The sequence below is a fragment of the Pectobacterium wasabiae CFBP 3304 genome, assembly GCF_001742185.1.
GTDB classification, from domain to species: domain Bacteria; phylum Pseudomonadota; class Gammaproteobacteria; order Enterobacterales; family Enterobacteriaceae; genus Pectobacterium; species Pectobacterium wasabiae.
Map to the genome: position 1 here is coordinate 3,299,592 of NZ_CP015750.1, position 17,331 is coordinate 3,316,922.

20 protein-coding genes and 1 pseudogene are annotated in these 17,331 nt (G+C 50.6%); 4 read left to right on the plus strand and 17 right to left on the minus strand.

Annotated features, from left to right (window positions below; all coding sequences use genetic code 11):
- Positions 1–2: 2 nt before the first annotated feature.
- The 5 genes from A7983_RS14865 to A7983_RS14885 all read right to left on the minus strand — a co-directional run bounded on the left by A7983_RS14865 (position 3) and on the right by A7983_RS14885 (position 4,480).
- Positions 3–650: a 3-oxoacid CoA-transferase subunit B gene (locus A7983_RS14865; protein WP_005976248.1), complete on the minus strand. Its 648-nt coding sequence runs from the start codon at positions 648–650 to the stop codon at positions 3–5.
- A complete protein-coding gene (atoD, locus tag A7983_RS14870; protein WP_005976250.1) occupies positions 650–1,306 on the minus strand; it encodes an acetate CoA-transferase subunit alpha in 657 nt (218 codons plus the stop codon). Before atoD ends, A7983_RS14865 begins: the two co-directional genes overlap by 1 nt.
- 150 nt (positions 1,307–1,456) lie before the next feature.
- Complete coding sequence (locus A7983_RS14875) at positions 1,457–1,756, minus strand: AtuA-related protein (RefSeq protein ID WP_005976252.1); 300 nt, start codon at positions 1,754–1,756, stop codon at positions 1,457–1,459.
- Entirely contained in the window at positions 1,756–3,096 is a 1,341-nt protein-coding gene (locus A7983_RS14880; RefSeq protein ID WP_005976254.1) for an acyclic terpene utilization AtuA family protein, read from the minus strand. Before A7983_RS14880 ends, A7983_RS14875 begins: the two co-directional genes overlap by 1 nt.
- A gap of 61 nt (positions 3,097–3,157) precedes the next feature.
- Complete coding sequence (locus tag A7983_RS14885) at positions 3,158–4,480, minus strand: CitMHS family transporter (RefSeq protein ID WP_005976256.1); 1,323 nt, start codon at positions 4,478–4,480, stop codon at positions 3,158–3,160.
- Positions 4,481–4,961: 481 nt separating this feature from the next.
- Here A7983_RS14885 and A7983_RS14890 point away from each other — a divergent pair, with 481 nt between their 5' ends.
- On the plus strand, positions 4,962–5,861 hold the full coding sequence (locus A7983_RS14890; protein WP_005976258.1) for a LysR family transcriptional regulator: 900 nt from the start codon (positions 4,962–4,964) through the stop codon (positions 5,859–5,861).
- 63 nt (positions 5,862–5,924) lie between these two features.
- Here A7983_RS14890 and A7983_RS14895 read toward each other — a convergent pair whose 3' ends face one another.
- From A7983_RS14895 to A7983_RS14910, 4 genes are read right to left on the minus strand one after another with little or no spacing between them, the layout of a single operon-like run.
- Complete coding sequence (locus A7983_RS14895; RefSeq protein WP_005976260.1) at positions 5,925–6,119, minus strand: YpfN family protein; 195 nt, start codon at positions 6,117–6,119, stop codon at positions 5,925–5,927.
- A 2-nt stretch (positions 6,120–6,121) separates the two neighbouring features.
- Positions 6,122–6,796 (minus strand): M15 family metallopeptidase, encoded by a 675-nt coding sequence (locus tag A7983_RS14900; protein WP_005976262.1) that lies wholly within the window; start codon positions 6,794–6,796, stop codon positions 6,122–6,124.
- Positions 6,793–7,920, minus strand: a complete 1,128-nt coding sequence (gene dapE, locus A7983_RS14905) for a succinyl-diaminopimelate desuccinylase (protein WP_005976264.1) — start codon at positions 7,918–7,920, stop codon at positions 6,793–6,795. Before dapE ends, A7983_RS14900 begins: the two co-directional genes overlap by 4 nt.
- Position 7,921: 1 nt before the next feature.
- Positions 7,922–8,299, minus strand: a complete 378-nt coding sequence (locus tag A7983_RS14910) for an ArsC family reductase (RefSeq protein ID WP_005976266.1) — start codon at positions 8,297–8,299, stop codon at positions 7,922–7,924.
- A gap of 232 nt (positions 8,300–8,531) precedes the next feature.
- On the opposite strand from A7983_RS14910, the gene ypfM reads away from it, so the two are divergent.
- Complete coding sequence (gene ypfM, locus A7983_RS24880; protein WP_137739554.1) at positions 8,532–8,591, plus strand: protein YpfM; 60 nt, start codon at positions 8,532–8,534, stop codon at positions 8,589–8,591.
- Positions 8,592–8,756: 165 nt separating this feature from the next.
- On the opposite strand, the gene A7983_RS14915 is transcribed toward ypfM, so the two are convergent.
- The gene (locus A7983_RS14915; protein WP_005976268.1) at positions 8,757–9,467 is read right to left on the minus strand and encodes an aspartate/glutamate racemase family protein; all 711 of its coding nucleotides are present in this window, start codon (positions 9,465–9,467) and stop codon (positions 8,757–8,759) included.
- Between the two features lie 218 nt (positions 9,468–9,685).
- On the opposite strand from A7983_RS14915, the gene cspE reads away from it, so the two are divergent.
- Positions 9,686–9,895 carry a transcription antiterminator/RNA stability regulator CspE gene (gene cspE, locus A7983_RS14920; protein ID WP_005976270.1) on the plus strand — a complete coding sequence of 70 codons (210 nt, stop codon included), beginning with the start codon at positions 9,686–9,688 and terminating at the stop codon, positions 9,893–9,895.
- A gap of 63 nt (positions 9,896–9,958) precedes the next feature.
- On the opposite strand, the gene crcB is transcribed toward cspE, so the two are convergent.
- Positions 9,959–10,342: a fluoride efflux transporter CrcB gene (gene crcB, locus A7983_RS14925; RefSeq protein WP_005976272.1), complete on the minus strand. Its 384-nt coding sequence runs from the start codon at positions 10,340–10,342 to the stop codon at positions 9,959–9,961.
- A gap of 442 nt (positions 10,343–10,784) precedes the next feature.
- Between crcB and tatA the strand changes: the two genes are divergently transcribed.
- Positions 10,785–10,982 (plus strand): Sec-independent protein translocase subunit TatA, encoded by a 198-nt coding sequence (gene tatA / locus A7983_RS14930; RefSeq protein WP_005976275.1) that lies wholly within the window; start codon positions 10,785–10,787, stop codon positions 10,980–10,982.
- 82 nt (positions 10,983–11,064) lie between these two features.
- Here the strand turns inward: tatA and lipA are convergent, their stop codons facing one another.
- The 6 genes and pseudogenes from lipA to mrdB all read right to left on the minus strand — a co-directional run bounded on the left by lipA (position 11,065) and on the right by mrdB (position 17,324).
- Positions 11,065–12,030 carry a lipoyl synthase gene (gene lipA / locus A7983_RS14935; RefSeq protein ID WP_005976277.1) on the minus strand — a complete coding sequence of 322 codons (966 nt, stop codon included), beginning with the start codon at positions 12,028–12,030 and terminating at the stop codon, positions 11,065–11,067.
- Positions 12,031–12,257: 227 nt separating this feature from the next.
- Entirely contained in the window at positions 12,258–12,941 is a 684-nt protein-coding gene (gene lipB, locus A7983_RS14940) for a lipoyl(octanoyl) transferase LipB (protein WP_172645127.1), read from the minus strand.
- Positions 12,942–13,089: 148 nt separating this feature from the next.
- A complete protein-coding gene (ybeD, locus tag A7983_RS14945) occupies positions 13,090–13,353 on the minus strand; it encodes a DUF493 family protein YbeD (RefSeq protein ID WP_005976281.1) in 264 nt (87 codons plus the stop codon).
- 362 nt (positions 13,354–13,715) lie between these two features.
- Positions 13,716–14,927 carry a D-alanyl-D-alanine carboxypeptidase DacA gene (gene dacA, locus A7983_RS14950; RefSeq protein WP_005976283.1) on the minus strand — a complete coding sequence of 404 codons (1,212 nt, stop codon included), beginning with the start codon at positions 14,925–14,927 and terminating at the stop codon, positions 13,716–13,718.
- A 165-nt stretch (positions 14,928–15,092) separates the two neighbouring features.
- Positions 15,093–16,198, minus strand: a pseudogene (gene rlpA, locus A7983_RS14955) (endolytic peptidoglycan transglycosylase RlpA).
- A gap of 13 nt (positions 16,199–16,211) precedes the next feature.
- Positions 16,212–17,324 carry a peptidoglycan glycosyltransferase MrdB gene (gene mrdB, locus A7983_RS14960; protein ID WP_005976287.1) on the minus strand — a complete coding sequence of 371 codons (1,113 nt, stop codon included), beginning with the start codon at positions 17,322–17,324 and terminating at the stop codon, positions 16,212–16,214.
- Between the last annotated feature and the right edge of the window lie 7 nt (positions 17,325–17,331).

Sequence of the window (17,331 nt, forward strand, 5' to 3'; positions counted from 1 at the left end):
GATTAATGAATACTGAAGGGTTTTACATCGGCGGACACGATGAAGTTCGCCTCGGTTTTTTGGCGCAGTTCGTCCACGGTGATGTCAGGGCTGATTTCAATCAGCACCATTTGCCGGTTGATAAATTCGAAGACGGCTAACTCAGTGACGACCATGCTGACTTTATTGGCGGCAGTCAGCGGGTAGGTGCATTGGTGCAATAACTTCGCATCGCCATTTTTGGCGCAGTGCTCAAGGGCGATGATGACCTTCTTGGCACCGACAACCAGATCCATCGCGCCGCCCATGCCGGGCACCATTTTCCCCGGCACCATCCAGTTGGCGAGGCTGCCGTGTTCATCGACCTGCAAGCCGCCCAGTACGCAGACATCAACATGGCCGCCGCGAATCAGCGCAAAAGAAAAAGCGCTGTCGAACATCGCAGCACCCGGCACCATGCCGCATGCCTGACCCCCGGCGTTAACCAGATTGCCATCCGGCTCGGTAACCGCACCGAGCCCCAAAAAGCCGTTCTCCGATTGGAAAGTGACTTCGATGCCGTGCGGCACGTAATTCGCCACTTTGGTGGGTAAGCCAATGCCTAAATTCACCACATCGCCGTTTTTCAGTTCCAGTGCAACGCGGCGGGCGATTAATTCTTTCGCATCCATTATTTCTCTCCCAAATAAAGGTGATCGACCAGTGCCGCTGGGGTGACAATACATTCCGGCGCCAGTTGGCCAACCGGAATAACCTGTTCGCATTGCGCCACGACTTTCTTCGCGGCCAGCGCAATAAGTGGGTTAAAGTTACGGGCGGTGAGGTGATAAATAAGGTTTCCGCTGGTGTCGGCAATGCTGGCCTGTAATATGGCGAGATCTGCCTTAATAGGCAGTTCTAATAAATAGGTAATATCGTTAATGGTTATTTTTTGTTTATTTTCTTCGACGATGGTGCCAACGCCGGTCGGTGTCAGGAAACCGCCTAAGCCCGCGCCGCCGCTACGAATACGCTCTGCCAACGTCCCTTGTGGAACGAGCTCTACATCAAGTTCACCGGAGAGCATACGACGACCGGTTTCCGGGTTCGTACCAATATGCGAGGTAATCAGTTTTTTTACCTGACCGCTGACAATTAACGGCCCAACGCCGGTATCGACAAACCCAGTGTCATTTCCAATCAGGGTTAAATCAGAGACGCCGGATTTAATGATTTCATCTACCAATAATTTCGGTGTTCCGACGCCCATAAAACCACCGAACATAATTGCCATTCCGTCAAATAAATAAGAACGAAAATGGCTGGCATCAATGACTTTATTATTCATTGTGTTTTTACTCTGAAAGTTGTTGCTCTGAAAATGGCCGCACGGATCCCGCAGGCAATAAATACCCGTTAATCGTAGCGGCGAGTGTTAATTATTTAGGGGCAGAGGGTGGATTAATGCAATGCCACCCTGATATTCCCATTAGCTAAATTAAATATCGATATCCAGTATGGCTGAACTTAGTCCTTTGCCGTGCATGTCCAGCGCCAGCGAGCGGGTTACGCCGCCGCCGAGTGCGCCATACATGACGAAGTTCAGTGCACCGATGCTGGGTAACTCATAGCGAACCACATCACCCGTCACGATATCGGCGAACCAGGATTTCACTTTTTCGGCAGTGATCTTCTCTTTCAGCACGTCATAATCTTCCGCACGGTAAGCAATCAGTGAAATATTGGAGGTATTTCCTTTATCGCCGGTACGAGAGTGAGCAATTTCACGCAGTTTCATTATTTAATCTCCAGATAATCAACGGCTGGTGTGACGCAGGCGCGAGACAGCAGGGTGGAATCCATCGCCAGTATTTCTTTTACCGCTTTGTTAACGCCGCCGCCGCCTGCCGGGCCATTGGTATAAAGCGTTTCAACTTCGTTACCCACTTTCACCGCCTGTGCTCTGGAGGTGCAGCGTGCTGCGACGCGAGCGCGAACTTCATACGGTTCACTGCTTTGCGACCGCTGTGCACCGTGCAATGAATCAACGCCGATCAGGTCGTAGCGCACTTCCTGAGGATCAAGCTGGCATAGTGCAAAACGTCCTTTGACGATATCCAGCGCTAAACGACCACGCGCTACCGCACCAGGACCGGCGTAGGAAATTTCCCCTTCGCCGATAAACCCATCCTGATAGCCGACAGACACTTTCAGCGTGTCGGTTTTTGCCCGACCGGTTGCTCCCTGTACACGCACGCGGTTTTCACCGTCTTGCGTAAAGGTGACGTGGCTGAAATCGGCAATCACGTCCGGGGTGATGTAGCTGTCTGGGCGATGGATTTCGTACAGCAATTGTTCTTTGCAGGTATCCACACAGACGCAGCCACCGGAACCTTCAACTTTGGTAATCACAGCGCTACCATCTTCGGTAATTTCCGCGATCGGGAAGCCCAGACGGTCAAGGTTGGGGATATCTTTAACGCCGGGATCGGCATAATAACCGCCAGTAATTTGTCCCGCGCATTCCAGCAAGTGGCCGAGGCAGGTGCCTTTGCCCAGACGATCCCAGTCATCGGCAGCCCAGTCGAATTCATACATCATCGCGGACAGGAACAGAGAGGGATCGGAAACGCGGCCAGCGATAATCACGTCTGCACCCTGACGCAACGCTTCAACCAGCGCATCCGCACCCAGATAGGCATTGGCGGAAAGAATGTCTTTACCGCAGCGTGAAACAGGTTGGCCAATCTCATCCAATTTAGAATCTTGTGCGATCAGCACCGAGTGCACATCGTCACCAGTGACAATTGCAATCTTCAGCTTGTCTGCACCCAGTTCCTTGGCGATTTCCAATACGCGCTGACCGGCGGCGACAGGGTTAGCTGAGCCCATATTGGTGATGATTTTAATACCTTTTTCCAGGCAAAGCGGCAGCACGGCGTGCATACGGTCGGCCAGCAGTTCGTTGTAGCCTTTTTCCGGGTTCTGCTGCTTCTGCTTTTGACCGATGGCGATAGTACGTTCCGCCAGACATTCAAATACCAGATACTGAATGTCGCCTTTTTGAGCCAGTTCTACGGCCGGTTCGATGCGATCGCCGGCATAGCCAGCCCCGGAACCAATACGAATTGTTTTCATAAGCTTACCTTTATCAATGAAATGTGTCTGTTGGCGTAATCAATGGGAAACCGTATGTTCCCTACAAGGGGAAGACCCCGAAGATGACGCAGGCGAACGTCATGATGACGCTAGCGGCCCAGAGCACAGGAATAGAGAATTTCTGGTGGTCGGCGAGATCGACACCCGCCAGGCTGACCAGCAGGAATGTTGCCGGCGTGAGCGGGCTAACCGGGAAGCCGGTGGTCATCTGTCCTAATACGGAAGCCTGCGCAACCTGAATCGGCGGTACGCCCAGCATATCCACGGTGTGAGCAATGACTGGCATGATGCCGAAGTAGTACGAATCAGGATCGAACACCAGACTCAGCGGCATGGAGATCAGGCCGACGATGAACGGGATGTGGGAGGCAAAAGATTCCGGCACAAAGCTGACTGCCGAGAGCGACATGGCTTTCAGCATACCAGTACCGCTCATAATGCCGGTGAAGGCACCCGCAGCGAACAAGATACTAGCCATCATCAGTGCCGCTTTGGCATGGGCGTTAATGCGTTCTTTTTGCATTTCAACGTTGGGGTAGTTGAACATCAGCGCCAGCGTCAGGGCGATCATAAAGGCGACCGTTGGTGAAATTTTGGTAAACACCATGGTGCCGATAACGGCAAGAACCAGCGCAATGTTGACCCAAAACATCTTCGGACGACGCAGTACTTTTTCCGCATCGGTCAGCTCTTTCACATGCACTTCAGCCGTGATGGATTGCGTACCACCCGCCAGCGGATTACCCGATGCCAATCCCAGACGCTTCTCTTCTTTCTTACCCCAGTAATAGCCCATGAGCACCATGAAGGTCAGGCCGCAAACCTGTGCGGGGATAAGTGGAATGAACAGGTCGTGCGTAGTGGTGTTTAACGCGGCGGCGGCGCGGATCATCGGCCCAGTCCACGGCAGGAAGTTAACACCAGCGCTGAGTGCGGTAATCCCGACCAGAATGCGCTTATCCATGCCGAGTTTATCAAACAGTGGCAACATCGCGGGAATGGTGATCAGGAAGGTGACGGCACCGTTACCGTCCAGGTGCGCAATCAGTGCTAACACGCCCGTGCCGATAATGATTTTGACCGGGCTGGTGCCGACCATGCGTAAGATCCCTTTGATAATAGGATCAAACATACCGGCATCGGTGACCACACCGAAGAAGGCGATGGCAAAAACAAACATCGCCGCCATCGGTGCCAGTTTGGTGATGCCGTCCACCACGTATTTTGCGGTATCGGTGCCGCTACCTGCGGCGAGCGCACCGAGAACCGGAATAACGATAAGCGCCACCAGAGGCGACATTCGCTTTGTCATGATGAAAAATAGCAGGGTAGCTATGGTGAGCACCCCGATGAGAGCTAACATAAGAACTCCTCATTAGTATAATTGTATGTTGCCTATTTGTTTCATTTACAATAAATTAAACAACTCAATAACAATCCATGTAATAATTAACAAATAAAAATGAATGCCTACCCCAGAGTCATTTGATTTTTTGCCTGCACTATTTTTATCACCCCTATCCCTCTTTATACTAACTCGTAATCGAAATGGTTTTATTCGTAAATCTGATGGGTTTATTTTATTTGTTAAAAGCATTAATTATTCTGTTTTTCTTATTAATGGTTAATTGGTTGATTTGCTTTGTATAGTTAGGTCTTTTTGCTTAATTGTTTTTTATGATTTGTGATATTTATCTAGCATGTTCATTTTTATGAGTGGCGCGCGTTGTTTGAATGGAATTAAATAAATGCGGGAAGGATCATAAAAATAGGAGTTGCTGTTTTTTTCTATTGAGTTTGTTCCTTTCTTACTGGAGACTTCATTTTATTTATATAAAAACACTATGAACTTATCGATAAAACAATTACGGGCCTTTATCGCGTTGACGGAAACCGATAATTTCACACGTGCCGCTCAGAAAATAAATTTATCTCAGCCGGCATTTAGTTCGCTCATTGCCGGGTTAGAAGAAGAGGTCGGCTATCGGTTATTTGACCGTGATACACGCAAAGTACAGCTCAATGCAGACGGGATCCATTTCATTGATATTGCCCGTCGGCTGGTGCAAACCCATGACGATGCCGTCGGTGAGATCAAGTCTTATGCCACGGGGTATAAAGGAAATATTGTGCTGGCGGTGCTACCGTCAATGGCGGTGAAATGGTTGCCCCAGGTGCTAGCACAGTATCACCGCGCTTATCCCAAAATTAAGGTTGAACTGCTGGATACGCAGTGGGATCGCTGCCTGAAAGCCGTGCTGGATGGTCGTGCCGATCTGGCGCTGACGGCAGGGCAACCATCACCGGGAACGTTCAGCTCCCGTATGCTGTTTGCCGACAGTTTTTATCTGATCTGCCATAATTCGCATCCGCTGGCGGGGCGCGACAGCGTTGATGTGACTGATGTGGTGCAGTATCCGTTTGTTGGGTTCTGCAAAGGCACCAGCATCAGGCAGTACACCGATCAGCTTATTGAACCGGAAGGTTTTAACTACGTGCTGGAAGTGCGCCAGTTGACCACCATGATGGGGCTGGTGGCGGCAGATTATGGCGTGAGTATTGTGACGGGGCTGACGCTGTTCCAGTTCCAGCACAAAGATATTGCGATTATTCCGTTTCGGGATTTATCGCTGCAGCGCGGCATCTATCTGGTGACGGATAGGGAGCGCCAACTGTCAGTGTGCGCGAAAGAGTTTTATGATTTTCTTCTGGATAGGGCGGAAAGTTTTGTTCCCGCCGCGTGAGGATCCAAACCGCCTGCGGCGTGGGGCTTAGCTCACGTACAGGCGGTTTGGCGATGACGGGTATCAGCGTTTTTTCTGCGGCCAGTCGTCGTCTTCTTCATTGTCCCATTTGTCGTTGTTGTCACGATGCGGGGGCAATTTCGGTTTGTTGAGTAGAAAACGCGTATGGTCAACGTTGCGCAATTCTTTGATGCCGTTAATCAGCATGCCTATCAGGATAACCAGAATTATCCACCAGTAATCAGCCAGCCATGCCATGGTTACGCCTCATCAACGTTATGAATGTAACGGGTAAACAGTTGCGACAAGTGCTGGCGAAGCCAGTCATGGCCGGCAATATCTTCATCTTGCCAGGCGACAAGGATGAGGTCAGGAGTCAACTGTTCTTCCGCATACTGTGCTAATGGATAATAGCTGATATGCCAGGGTTCGACTGCGACCCCGCCGAGATCGTGCGCATAAGGCCGATAAAAACCATATTCATGCATGTGCGCACTCAGCCACGCATTCAGTGCGGAAAAATAACCACCTTCTTCATATTCCCACGGCTCCAACTGGAGCGAACTGCCTGTGGGTAATAAATCAGGATCGTAAATATCAAGATCGCTGCCCCAATGGTGACGACTGGATCCGGGCATGGCAGACCAACGCAGAATCGCTTCACAACGCTCGCCGTCGTCCAGAGACGAGATATCTAGCGGTTGGCTGTTGGCATCCATGACGGGACGTTCGCCGCGAAACTTACTATTCCAGATTTGACGCTGGCGCTCGAAATCACGAAACGTGCTGGCAGGCTGTAGGTTGAATCCTGCCGTTTTTGCCGCCTGCTGTAACGCCAGAAACGCGGTTACCGCCTCCGGTTGAAGACGATGACGGCCGTGCAAAGCGACCAAATGCTGGTCGCTTTTACCGGTTAACATAGCTGGCGTCATCATGCGATGAGCTGCTCCATAATGCGCTGGTACATCCGGCTTAGCAGTTGCAGGTCTGCCGCGCTGACGCATTCGTCCACTTTATGGATCGTGGCGTTGACGGGGCCGAGTTCAACCACCTGTGCACCCATGCGAGCAATGAAACGGCCATCGGAGGTGCCGCCATTCGTCAGCAGTTCTGGGGTAACTTCGTTGTAATGCTTGACAGCATTTACTACGGCATCGACCAGTTCGCCGCGTGCGGTCAGGAATGGCTGGCCGGAGAGTTTCCAGTCGATGGTGTAATTAAGCTGGTGGCGATCCAGTAATTCCGCTACACGCTGCTGGATTAATACATCCGTTAATTCGGTGCTGAAACGGAAATTAAATTGCACAAACAGTTCGCCGGGGATGACGTTATTGCTGCCAGTGCCCGCCTGAATATTGGCGATTTGCATGGTGGTTGGTGGGAAGAAATCATTACCCCGATCCCACTCGGTGGCGATCAGCTCGTTGAGTGCCGGAGTTGCACGATGAACAGGGTTGTCTGCCAGATGCGGATAAGCAACGTGCCCTTGCACGCCGTGTACGCGTAGATTCGCGGTGATAGAGCCACGACGGCCGTTTTTCACCACGTCGCCCACGACATGCGTACTGGACGGTTCGCCGACCAGACAGTAGTCCAACCGCTCGTTACGTGCCATCAGCGCATCAACTACTTTTACAGTACCGTTAACAGCACTGGCTTCTTCGTCCGACGTAATCAGAAACGCCAGACGCCCCTGATGGTTGGGGTGAGCGGCGACGAACCGCTCGGCGGCAATCACCATGGCGGCCAGTGAACCTTTCATGTCTGCCGCGCCGCGGCCGTACAACATGCCGTCACGAATGATGGGTTCAAACGGCGGATGCTGCCAGTGTTTTTCATCGCCGCTGGGAACCACGTCGGTGTGTCCGGCGAAGGCCAGCGTTTTTCCGGTGCCGCGCCATGCCCAGAAATTTTGGGTATCGCCAAAATCCATCGCTTCGACGGTAAAGCCGATCGCCGTCAGGCGTTCAATCATGAGCGCCTGACAGCCCTCGTCGTTCGGGCTGAGGGAAGGGCGTTTAATTAACTGTTGAGCAAGCTCTATGACTGGGCAAGACACGTTATTTGTTCTCCGCAATAAATTTCTGATAGCTATCGATACTAAACCCAAGCAGTGCATTACCGTCATCGGTAATCAGTAAAGGCCGTTTAATCACCGCTGGCTGTTCCAGCATCAGATTTTTGGCGGCCTCTGCGCTGTCGCGGGTATCGCTATTGATCTGTTCACGCAGTTCTTCACTGAGTTTACGCCAGGTCGTTCCGCGCGTGTTGAGTAAGGCCTGAAACCCCAGTTGGTCGATAAAACGCTGTAGCTGCTGTTCATCCAGACTATCGGCACGGTAATCATGGAAGTGGTACGCCACCTGTTGATCCTCCAGCCAGCGGCGCGCTTTCTTGATGGTGTCACAATTTTTAATGCCGTACATAGTCAGCGCCATAGGGGTAAAATCCTTCTGCTTATTGATTTGCATGACGATTGCTGTGTCGAACAGCATAGCCTCACAGGGCTCGATCGTGCGATAGCCCAGCATGCCGAAAAAAGGCGGGGAGATCTACTGTGAACTGTGTGGCAGAAATAGACGCCAGTACACTTTTTATACTTTCATAACACTTTTACCTGATTAAAAAGTGTGCGTATAATATGTCGCCGTTAATCACCAAGAGGTTCACATGGTAGAAGTAGAAGTAAGCACTTGGAAAGATTTTATTGAAGCAATGTTACGCAAATAATAACGAGAAGTACCGATAGTCATTGCATACCAGGAATAAAATCATACGAATAAGCAGTATTGAGTCTCTCAATACTGCTTTTTTTCTATGTAAAAAGAGGAAACCTGAGTAAATAAAAGAGGCTATTATTAGCTAGCGTGCGAATTTTATTTTTCTCTATTTAATTCATAGTGATGACTGATTAAGTGCGAATTTCGCTGCGGCAATCGCGTGGAGCTTGCTGGTATCAAAAAGAGGAACTTTCGCATCCTGGGCACTGATTAACAGCGGGATCTCCGTACAGCCAAGAATGATACCTTCCGCACCTTGCTGTTCAAGCTGCTGGATGATGTCCCGATAAGCTTGCCGCGAGGTGTCGTTAATGTTCCCTAGGCACAGTTCGTCATAAATGATGCGATTAACTAATTCTTTCCCCTTCGTGTCGGGAACAATCACATCCACGCCAAACCGTTCCTGAATTCGCTGACGATAAAAGTCTTGCTCCATCGTGTAGCGGGTGCCAAGCAAACCGACTTTCTTCAATCCGTGTTGTTTCAGGCTGGCACCGGTAGCATCGGCAATATGTAAAAGGGGAAGTTGACTGGCGTGTTCGACCTCATCAGCGACTTTATGCATAGTGTTAGTACAGATGACGATAGCGTCTGCCCCCGCCTGACGTAATCCTATGGCGATATTACCCAGCACGATAGCGGCTTGCGCCCAATCCCCCTGTGACTGCAATTGTTCTATCTCGTGAAAATCAACGCTGTGAAGGATGATTTTGGCGGAGTGCAGGCCACCCAGTTGGTTTTTCACATACTCATTGATAATGCGGTAATACGGGATAGTGGATTCCCAACTCATACCCCCGATCAGACCCAGCGTTTTACTTACCATAGTGTCTCCCTTCGATATCATAAAAAGTAATGAACCAGCCAGAACTGAACTCTCTGTGCTCTGCATCGGGTTAAAATAGGACAACCGAGTTATCAGGTATACATTTTTAGCGACTTTTATCACTTTTTATCCAACTTCAACTGGACAAAAGGTCAATCTATTGTTGTACTGTACCTGACACAGATTTTGTGTCTTTCATTCATGTAAAGGTAAGTTTGATGTCTAAGATTAAAGGTAGTGTTAAGTGGTTTAATGAGTCGAAAGGCTTCGGTTTCATTACTCCAGAAGACGGTAGCAAAGATGTGTTCGTACACTTCTCTGCAATCCAGAGCAATGGTTTCAAAACTCTGGCTGAAGGTCAGCGTGTAGAGTTCGAAATCACTGATGGTGCCAAAGGTCCTTCTGCTGCTAACGTTAACGCTATTTAATTATACCGATTTCGTGAAAAACCCGCCGATGGCGGGTTTTTTTTCACCATTTTCCACGTTATATCAATGTGTTGTTGCCCACGTGACCAGCGCAAACGCCAGCGCAGTCATGAGTAACGACCCCGCTAGATTCAACAGCACGTGCAATCCTGCTGCCATCAACTGCCCGCTTTGCAGAAATATAACGACTTCTGCTGAAAAGGTAGAGAATGTCGTTAAGCCGCCGCACAGCCCGGTGGTAATCAATAATTTCCAGTCCTGATCGAGATGAGGATGGCGCAGGAAGAAAGCTAGCGCGCCGCCAATAACGAAAGCCCCAATCAAGTTGGCAAGCAGTGTCCCCAACGGTAGCGTTGGATATAGATTGTTAAACTTAACGCCCAACTGCCAGCGCGCTACGCTGCCGACGCCGCCACCAATAAATACCGCGAGTAATGTACTAAGCATAGGAACCTTTCTTGGATTGCTTTTGCATGGATTTTTTGCGATCTCGGAGAGTCTTGGGCAGGGCGCTACACCCTCTCTGCGAGGCGGACATAGACACCGTTAGCTGAGTGGTGGCTGTTCAGGCTATCAGTATTGTGGCCGCGCTAGGGTAGGGAGGAATGCTATCTCCGCTTCAGTGTGAAAAGTTTACGCCGTCAGACAGTATTTTTGTAGTGATGTCGAAAGGGAAAGTGGTAAAGGGATCTGAATACGTGCGAAAGCACGCTCTCATACGTCTTACTTTGTTACAGATGGCAATTGTGTCGTGCTGCGTAAGGTTTTACATAGAGGACATAGGATACAAAGAATTTTTTCGACAACCATTTTTTTCGATAACCATTGTCGACAAGTACGTGTTCTCGTTTGCTGGCGTCTCCAGCCTCTGTAAATCAGGTAGGTTCGTATGGAAGGTATCAGTATTGCCAAACTGTTGGTGATTGGCGCATTAATCGTTCTGCTGTTTGGTACAAATAAGCTTCGCAGTTTAGGCGGTGATTTGGGCGCGGCGATTAAAGGTTTTAAGAAGGCGATGAATGACGAGCAACCGGCGAAGACGGATGACACGACTGCGCTGAATGATTCATCACACAAAGGATCCTGAGCGCGCATTGCACAGCAAAACGGACGGTAATGACCGTCCGTTTTTTATGCCACACAAAAAATGTGTAAATATGTATGAGCGCTTATTTTACTTCAATACCCTTTGCCTGTAAGTCGGCATGGTAGGATGAGCGAACGAACGGGCCGCAGGCTGCATGGGTAAAGCCCATTGCCATCGCTTCAGCTTTCATCTCATCGAATTCATCCGGGCTGACGTAGCGCTGTACCGGCAGGTGATGGCGGCTTGGCTGTAAATATTGTCCCAGCGTCAGCATCGTCACACCGTGGCGGCGCAGGTCACGCATGACTTCCACGATTTCAGCATTGGTTTCCCCCAATCCCACCATCAGACCAGATTTGGTCGGGATATCGGGATGTGCGCTCTTGAAGTTTTCCAGCAGCTTCAGCGACCATTCATAGTTCGCACCAGGGCGGACTTGACGGTAAACGCGCGGCACGTTTTCCAGGTTGTGGTTGAACACATCCGGCGGCGTGGCAGTCAAGATCTCTAACGCACGATCCATACGGCCACGGAAGTCTGGCACCAGCGTTTCGATACGAATATGCGGATTCTTGCGGCGAATAGCGCTAATACAATCTGCAAAGTGCTGTGCTCCACCGTCGCGCAGGTCATCACGGTCAACGGAGGTGATCACGACATAGCGCAAGCCCATGTCATGGATGGTCTGTGCCAGTTTTTCAGGCTCATTGGCATCCGGCGTAAGCGGGCGACCGTGGGCAACATCACAGAATGGGCAGCGACGTGTACAAATGGCACCCAGGATCATGAAGGTGGCGGTGCCGTGGTTGAAACACTCTGCCAGATTAGGACAAGACGCTTCTTCACAAACTGAGTGCAACCCGTTTTTGCGCATGGCTGCTTTGATTCCCTGAATACGGCTCGAATCCGCTGGAAGTTTAATCTTCATCCATTCAGGTTTGCGCAGAAGCTCTTGGCGTTCGGTGACGACGGTACGTACCGGGATTAGCGCCATCTTATCGGCATCGCGGTATTTGACACCGCGTTCGATCTGAATCGGTTTACTCATGTTTGCGTAAGTTCCAGTTCTGAATCGTTTCTTTAAATTTATTATTCAAATTCAAAGGATTATGTTTTTAGTTAAACTTTTTTTTAAAAAACTATAAAAATTATATCATCTTGCCTAACGACAATCAGCCTTTGCGCGATCAAAATGAAGAAATTATGTGAATAAAATGTAATTTATCAAAAAATGATCGTCTAACCGACTGATTTTTATTGACAGGATGAAACAGATTAACCAGAAAGCGGTTCACCCTGTGTGTCCAGATTCCAAGGAATACATTCGGGTGCAGAATAGCCGACTAGCTGTAAAAAGGTGTTTACCAGCACGGGGGCGGTATCATCCAGCGTGACGCCCGGCACCAGATCGCTTATCTGCGTCATCTCCATACCGGCGTAACCACAGGGATTAATGCGCAGGAAAGGAGAGAGGTCCATGGCGATATTCAGCGCTAGCCCGTGAAAAGAGCACCCTTTGCGGATACGCAGTCCTAGCGAGCAAATCTTGCGCTCGCCCACATAGACGCCGGGTGCATCAGGGCGCGCATGGGCTTCAATCTGGAAGTGTGCCAGTGTACCAATCACAGTATTTTCAATCGCAGTGACGAGCTGACGAACGCCGAGCTTGCGGCGTTTTAGGTCAATCAACACGTACATGACCTGTTGTCCGGGGCCGTGGTAGGTCACCTGACCGCCTCTGTCACTCTGAATCACGGGAATGTCACCGGGCATGAGGACATGTTCGGCTTTGCCCGCCTGACCTTGTGTGAACACGCGAGGGTGCTGAACCAGCCAGAGCTCGTCTGGGGTTTTATCATCACGTCGGTCGGTGAAATTATGCATCGCCAGAGAGACGGGTTCATACGGCTGTACGCCAAATTGACGCACGATGATCTTATCCTGTAGCAAGTGTGTCATCTTCAGGTTAAGGAAAGGTGGGGGGATTATAACGGCGGGAAGCCTCAGCGAACAGCACTATGCAAAATTACACGGTGCTATAGGGCACAAAACTATGCTGCACTTTGTAAAGCCATGCCGCACTCGCCAATGTTCCCGCTCGTTTTTCTTACAGCACCATACGCACGATGTCGATGTTGCCCAGTTCTTCATACAGCGTTTCCACCTGCTCAATATGAGTCGCCGTGATAGTGATGGAAACTGAGTGATAGTTTCCTTTGCTGCTGGGTTTGATCTGCGGGGTATAGTCGCCAGGCGCGTGACGCTGTACCACTTCAACGACCAGATCGACTAATTCCGGCTTTGCCTCACCCATAACCTTGTAGGTAAAAACACAGGGGAATTCAAGCAGTTCGTTTAATTTGGTTTTCATTTGCGCTCCAGAGAGGGTAATACGTCGGGGTAATTCCGACGGTATTAGCACGATATACCCGTCATACTTCAAGTTGCATGTACGTTGGCTGCATTCACTCACCCGAATCACTTACCTGTGTAAGCTCATCGGGATGAAATGAGAGACATCCTGTCTCTCACCGGAGGCCAGCCTTTGGCTGGTCAAATTCGTTCCTGACGAATTTGTCCTTCCCTTGCCGCCTTCCTGAAACTCGAATTATTTAGGGTATAAACGATATTATACTAAAAAAATTAACTCCCGCGTTCTGCGGGAGTTAAGGATACATATTTATATGTGACGTTCTAGCTATATGGGGACGCTTTGGCCCCAGACAAGGGGGATTAGCCGAACCAGTGGTGGAACATCAGTTTGATGTAATCGATCATACGGCCAAAGATCCCGCCTTCTTTCACTTCGTTCATGACTACCAGCGGGCGCTGATCGATGGTTTTGCCATCCAATTGGAAGTTGATGGAACCCACAACCTGATTTTTGGCTAACGGTGCATGCAGTTCCGTGTTGTCCAGAACATAGCTGGCTTTCAGATCTTTCATGCGGCCGCGTGGTATGGTCAGGTAGGCATCTTTCTCTACGCCCAATGCAACGCGGTCACTGTCGCCAAACCAGACTGGCTCAGACGCGAATTCTTTACTGGCTTTTAACGGCGCGACGGTTTCAAAGAAGCGGAAGCCCCAGGTCAGCAATTTTTTGCTTTCTGATTCACGTCCTTTAGCATTACGCCCACCCAGTACCGCCGAAATCAGGCGCATCTGACCTTCTGTTGCCGAGGCGACCAGATTAAAGCCGGCTGATGACGTATGGCCTGTTTTGATGCCGTCAACATTCAGGCTGGAATCCCACAGCAAGCCGTTACGGTTAGGCTGGCGGATATTGTTGAATGTGAACTCTTTCTCTTTGTAGGTTGCGTACTCTTCTGGAACATCGCGGATCAGCGCCTGACCGATCAAAGCCATATCACGCGCCGAACTGAACTGACCCGGCGCATCAAGACCGTGTACAGTTTCAAAATTAGTGTTTTGCAGCCCCAGCGCTTTCACGTAACCATTCATCAGGTTAACGAAAGCATCCTGACTGCCAGCAACGTAGTCGGCCATCGCGACGCAGGCATCGTTACCGGATTGCAGGATAATGCCGCGATTGAGTTGAGAAACAGGAACACGGTCGCCTGGCTTCAGGAACATCAGGGAAGAGCCCTGGAAGGTCGGGTTGCCGGTTGCCCAGGCATCTTTACCGACGGTAACGATGTCATTCGGGCTGATTTTTCCTGATTTAATCGCCTGACCAATAACGTAGCTGGTCATCATTTTCGTTAAGCTGGCCGGATCGCGGCGCGTGTCGGCATTCATTTCCGCCAACACTTTCCCAGAGTTGTAATCAATCAGGATGTAGGATTCAGCATCGATTTGCGGGACGCCGGGGATCATCGTTTTAAGATTGATATCTTCGGCATAGGCAAAGGAAGAGGCACTAATGACGAGCAGTGCGCCAAGCGCAGTACGCTTAGTAAAACGAGACGTGTTTACAGTATTCATGATTGGAACAACAACATCCGTGGGTATGAGTTAAAAACGAGCCACACTATAGCAGATGGGGAATAGGCAGGCATCAGGCATTACGTTACGTGATTTTGCAAAAGGGCGGTATGTTCAATGCCATAGCCGCCGTTTTCGCTTCGTGAGCCTGCCGATTATCCGTGACTAGAGCGTGCCGGGTGCGGCGGTAATAAACGACTGCTGCTGAGCTTCGACTGACAAACGTTGTTGAAGTTCAGCGGCTTGTTGACGATTCTGGAATGGCCCCAGTTGGATACGGTACAGCCCACCACTCGCTGTGACTTTACCGGCCACGCGGAAGCGTTCGCTCAGGCTACGCTGCCAGGTTTGTGCTCGCTGCTGATCGCTCAACGCACCGACCTGAACCACATAGCGACCCGTGGCAGAGGGGGCAACGGCCGCGGGGGGGTAACCGCTGGCGCAACGTTCATTGGCGTAGCAGAGGGCGTTGCGGTTGGCGTCACGCTTGACTCAACCACGCCAGCGGGCAGTGCAGACGGTGCCCCTAAAAAACCACCGCTGTGTGACGATGTGCTGCTCTGCGGCTGAGCATTCGCTGTTGGTGTGCTCAGGCTGCTATTACTGATTGGGCGAACGGCGCTGTCGGATGTTGGCGACGTCGTTTCCATCATGGGCGTCCCCAGTCCGCTAGCGCCGAAGTTTGGGCGTTCCGGCAGCGAGAAGCTTTGCTTGGCAACGGTGGTGCCCACGGTTCCGGGGCCAGAAAGCGTGCCGTCTGGCGCGACGCTGATGAAATCCACTTTTACTTTGGTATTGTTCGAGATGTTTAGTCGATCGCCTGCTGCTTTTGACAGGTCGATGATTCTGCCCGGCGTGTACGGCCCGCGGTCATTGACACGAACAACCAGACGGCGACCGTTACTTAGGTTGGTCACGCGCACATAGCTCGGTAGTGGCAGTGTCGGGTGGGCGGCAGTGATGGCGTTAGGGTCAAAAATTTCGCCGATTGACGTGCGGTTACCACTGGCCTCTTCGCCATACCATGTCGCTAAACCTGCTTCACTAAAGTTTTGCGGATTTTTGACAATTTTATAGCTCTTGCCCTTGATGCTGTAGTCTTGCAGCGTACCCTGATTATAGGGTTCATAACGAGGTTCCGCGCCGCCGATCTCTTCCGCCGGGCCGCTGTAAACCTGAGTAACGGGCGGTGCAGGTTGCCGCTGTTCCGTTGTAGTACAGGCCGCAAGCGCCAGAGTTGCTACGCCGACCCAAAGCCAATTCTTACGCATTGCTCACCTCGTATTATAAATTCTTAGACAGCAGTTTGCGGTGAGTATGTATCGACATGACGATACCGAACCCCGCCATTAAGACGACCAGCGCCGACCCGCCGTAGCTGATTAGCGGTAGCGGTACGCCAACCACGGGAAGGATACCGCTGACCATCCCGATATTGACGAAAACATAGAAAAACAGAATTAACATCAGCCCGCCGACCATAACCCGGCCGAACGAGGTTTGCGCATTAGCGGCAATAACCAGACCGCGCATAATCATAAACAGATACATTGTGAGCAGAATCAAGACGCCGATTAGCCCTAGCTCTTCTGCCAACACGGCAAAGATAAAGTCAGTGTGTCGCTCTGGCAGAAACTCTAGCTGAGACTGTGTGCCATGCAGCCAGCCTTTGCCAGACAGGCCACCTGAGCCTATCGCAATTTTCGACTGAATAATATGGTATCCGGCACCGAGCGGATCGCTTTCTGGATCGAGCAGCATCATGACCCTGGCACGCTGGTAATCATGCATCAGGAAGAACCAGAGTATCGGAATAAACGCGGCGAGTAGCAGTACGGCGATGCCAATCAAGCTCCAGCTCATCCCCCCCAGGAAAAGTACAAACAGCCCAGATAATGCAATCAGGATCGAGGTGCCTAAATCCGGCTGCGCAGCAACCAGCAGCGTTGGAACAAAAATCAGGATTAACGCGATCGCTGTATTTTTTAGCGATGGTGGGCACATATCACGGTTGATAAAACGGGCAACCATCAGTGGCACGGCGATCTTGGCAATTTCCGATGGCTGGAAACGAATGAAACCCAAGTCCAGCCAGCGCTGTGCGCCTTTACTGATTTGGCCGAAAATATCCACGATAAGCAGCAAAATGACACAAACTACATACAGGTAGGGAGCCCAGCCTTCATAGACGCGAGGGGGGATTTGTGCCATCACGATCATTACTGTAAATCCCAGCACGATCTGAATGACTTTGCGCTCCATCATACCAACGTCCTGCCCGCTGGCACTCCATAAGACAAATAGGCTATAGCCCAGCAGTGCCAGGATGCAGAGAAGAAACGGGAGGTCGATGTGGATTTTCGCCCAGAACGAACCCTTTTGTTGGCTATCGGTCATGAATATC